Annotated in this window: 4 protein-coding genes; all 4 read left to right on the top strand. The window is 56.7% G+C overall.

Going from position 1 to position 3691, the window contains the following annotated elements; genetic code table 11:
• A partial coding sequence (locus tag AC1DRN_RS29705; protein WP_477786910.1) for a T6SS immunity protein Tli4 family protein occupies positions 1-827 on the top strand: 827 nt, incomplete at its 5' end.
• The gene (locus AC1DRN_RS29700; RefSeq protein ID WP_223463497.1) at positions 824-1018 is read left to right on the top strand and encodes a hypothetical protein; all 195 of its coding nucleotides are present in this window, start codon (positions 824-826) and stop codon (positions 1016-1018) included. The genes AC1DRN_RS29705 and AC1DRN_RS29700, both read left to right, overlap by 4 nt.
• Positions 1015-2811: an alpha/beta fold hydrolase gene (locus AC1DRN_RS29695; RefSeq protein ID WP_223463498.1), complete on the top strand. Its 1797-nt coding sequence runs from the start codon at positions 1015-1017 to the stop codon at positions 2809-2811. The genes AC1DRN_RS29700 and AC1DRN_RS29695 overlap by 4 nt, the downstream gene beginning before the upstream one ends.
• Positions 2799-3691 (top strand): T6SS immunity protein Tli4 family protein (locus tag AC1DRN_RS29690; protein ID WP_477786909.1); only part of this gene is annotated, 893 nt, incomplete at its 3' end. The genes AC1DRN_RS29695 and AC1DRN_RS29690, both read left to right, overlap by 13 nt.

The following is a 3691-nucleotide window of genomic DNA, read 5'->3' as shown; positions in this document are numbered from 1 at the left end:
CTCATCTGCTGATCGATGACGTCTACGTCATGCTCAGAGCTCAATCCTACGACGGCGATACGGATCCCGTTCAAGCCCAACTATTAAAGCTGTCGAAGGAAATCTTCAAAGTCACCCCCGAAAATGCCGGCGCGGGGTTTGCGCTTGGGCCGATTGTGATCCGCAGTCATCACGATCAGGAGATAGCCAGCTTCGAGTTCAGTCCTCCTGCCTCGGATGTCTCACTGAGCATCTACATCAACGCATTATCACCTGATGATGAAGAGCGTTTGCATGTTCGCACTCCAAAAGACGGGCAAATTTTTCTCGCAGGTGATTACGAAAATCTGCGCACTGGAAAAATCATGTTGGCCGGCATGCAAGCCGAAGAGTCCCTGATCGGCTTCAGCGATGACACTCACCGTCAAATACTCTTCGTGAGCGAAAACTACCGGGACAATCCCTCGCTGGCTCGGCCTGGTATGAGCATCCGCTTGTCGGCAGGCGGCATGAAAGGAGAGCCAGATGATCCCGATGAGCCCGAAGACCTCGTCCGCTGGACCCTGCCCCAGTTCGCCAACAAAGGCTACGACCTGCCGCTCTGGCAACAACCTGCTTCACCAGACCCCGTCAACCCCTCCCTCACCGATTACGAAGCCATGGCCGTGTGGGACGCGATCCTCAAGTCCGTGCGCATGCGCCCCAACTCAGTCGCGCCCAAGCCGGACCCTTGGGCGAACGACCGTGGCCCAACGGCCGAGGAGGCGGCCGAAAACAAACGCATCCTCGATGAGTTCATTGCCAGTTTTGAAAAGCGCAAACCGTCACCCGGGGACAAAGATCAATGATTAGCCCCTGCCGATCTTCTTGTAGCCGCGCTCATCACCAACCCATCCGCAACCGTGCCTACGCCCTGGTGCGCAAAGACGGCGCACGTTTCGAAGGCCGTACCGATGGTGATGGCTTCGTCACCCTGCAACAGGGCATGACGCTGGAAGGGCTTGTACTGGAATGGCTTGAACACGGAGACCCCGCATGACCGATAACCCGACGGCGCCGCGTATTGCGCCAATGACCTACAACGCGCGCGGTAACCCGGTGCATACCTGGACCCTCACGCCCAGCCATATCACCGACCCGGTGCACTGCATATTGCCGCCGGATGGGGTGCTGCCGGTGATTTTTGTGCCGGGGATCATGGGGTCGAATTTGAAGAGTAAGCCTGATAAACGGAATAAAAAGGAAAAAGCCGTTCCCGTATGGCGCCTGGATGCGGGGTTCATGGGCAAGAATATGTGGCTGGCCATGAACTGGATCAACAAAAAGGCCGGTATACGACAAAAACTGTTGCACCCGGCCAGGGTGGAAGTCGACAACCAAGGCGCGGTGCCTGAACGGGCTGCCGGTACGGTACTGGCGCAGCCAGGGCTGGGCAGGAAAAAGACCCTCCTGGCTCTGCGCAAACGCTATGAAGAACGTGGCTGGGGCGAGGTCAGTGAAACCAGCTATCACGCTTTTCTGCTCTGGTTGGAAGAGGCGCTCAATAGTGAGTTCCTGCCTCACCAATGGCCACAATTCGACATTCGGCCGGAGCACCTGCATACCGTCGCCGTCGAGCCGGGGCCGACTCACATCACCCGGTTAAAACCCGAAATCCCCATCGGTATGCCTGGGCTGGGTACCACCTTGGCCAGCCAGTTGCCGTCGATTGTCTCGGATGAGCTGGTGGCGCGCGGCGGTTATCGGATGCCGGTGCATGCGTGTGGATATAACTGGTTGGATTCCAACAAAGTCGCTGCACAGCGCCTGGCCGAACGCATTGACGAACTGACGCACCAATACGGTCGAAACTGTCAGCAAGTCATTCTGGTCACCCACTCCATGGGCGGATTGGTGGTTCGACGATGTGCACAGTTGCCCGGCATGGCCGCCAAAATTGCTGGCGTCGTGCATGGGGTAATGCCCGCCACTGGGGCTCCGGTCGCTTATCGCCGTTGCAAGGTCGGCATGAGCGACGAAGATCTCATTGCCGGAGCAGTGATTGGCCCGACCGGCCAGGAAGTGACCGCCGTTTTTGCGCAGGCGCCTGGTGCCTTGCAATTGCTGCCTACACTAGATTATTCCCCGGGTTGGCTGAGACTGATCGACAATCAAGGCGTTTCGGCGATGCCGCGTCAGCCTATAAAAGACCCTTACGAAGAGATCTATTTACGTCGCGACCGTTGGTGGGGATTACTGCGTGAGGAGTGGTTGGCACCGAAGGATGGTGATCCGATTACGTGGGAAACATTTGCGGACAACATTAAAAAGGCAAAATCCTTTCATCAACGTATTAGCGGCTCCTATCACCCTCAAACCTACGTCTACTACGGCAGCGAAGACAAGCACCCCAGCTTCGAATCTATCACTTGGAAAATGCAGCGCGGGTCTCGCCTCAATGGCCTCTTTGCTTCAAGCCCCGATGCCTTCACGGTGTCCAGCCTGCAAATGCATGAGGTGCGCGACGACGGACGTAGCCCGTTGTACGTCGGCGGGCAAGCCGAGGCCGTGCTACCCCTGCGTGGTGATCCCGACGCGCCGGTCAGAACCGTGCAGACCAGCTATTGGGAACTGCATTGCCAAATGCAGGATGGCTCCGGCGACGGCACCGTCCCAGTGAGCTCGGGCAGCGCGCCTATAAAGCGTGCGCGCAATGGCGAAGTCCGCCAGCAAATCAAGGCGCCCGGCTTTGATCATGAAGCCTCCTATGCCAACCCGCTAACGCAGCACTTCACCCTCTATTCACTCATCAAAATCGCAGCGAAAGCCAAGAGGCCGCTATGCGTCAGCTGATTCTTTTTTTGACATGCATGGTGCTGGGTTCTCTCACCGGCTGTGCGGCCTTCAAACAACCCAGCGAACAGGAGAAACGTAACGTGAGCGAAATGACAAGCAACATGCGCACCTGGGGGTTGGGCCGAGGCTTGATTGATTTACCGGCCAACTGGATTGGTGGTGGCGATGTGAAACTCTACTACGGGTTGGGCGCCGATCATTCATCCGTTGAGGTGCGTGTGTTGGGAGAGGGCGTGACGCAGGAGCGGTTTGATGCCGCATTGAATGAGCGTGCGCATCGAATCGCGGTTGTCAAGAACGATGAACAGCAGGACGCATCCATGTTGGTTTCAGCAAGGCGTGAAACCCCACAGAAGATATTCCTGCAGTATTTTGAGAGCACCGAAGTCCCAGACACCTTCGTGCACGAACTCCACCTATTGGTCGATGATGCCTACGTCATGCTCCGTGCCGAGTCCTACAACGGCAAAAACGCCCCCGTTGAGGCGCGCCTGTCAAAGCTCTCCAAGGAAATATTCAAGGTTGCACCGGAGAGTGCAGGTGCAGGCTTTGCGTTGGGGCCTATCGTAATCAGAAGTCATCATGATCAGGAAATCGCCAGCTTCGATTTTAGCCCGCCTGCTTCTGACGTCTCGCTGAACATCTACATCAACGCGCTCTCACCTGATGATGAAGAACGCTTGCACGTCCGCACCCAAAAAGACACGCAAATATTTCTTGCCGGTGATTACGAAAATTTGCGGGCAGGAAACATTACGTTGGCCGGCATGCAAGCTGAAGAGTCCCTGATCGGCTTCAGCGATGACACTCACCGTCAAATACTCTTCGTGAGCGAAAACTACCGGGACAATCCCTCGCTGGCTCGGCCTGGCATGAG

Source organism: Pseudomonas sp. P5_B3 (assembly GCF_056400405.1).
The sequence above is the reverse complement of the archived record's forward strand: the minus strand, read 5'-3'. Positions and strand labels throughout refer to the sequence as shown.

What these genes read in the sequence shown, in the direction of transcription:
- AC1DRN_RS29700 (WP_223463497.1), top strand. Translation starts at nt 824, where the DNA reads ATGATTAGCCCCTGCCGATCTTCTTGTAGCCGCGCTCATCACCAACCC.
- AC1DRN_RS29695 (WP_223463498.1), top strand. Translation starts at nt 1,015, where the DNA reads ATGACCGATAACCCGACGGCGCCGCGTATTGCGCCAATGACCTACAAC.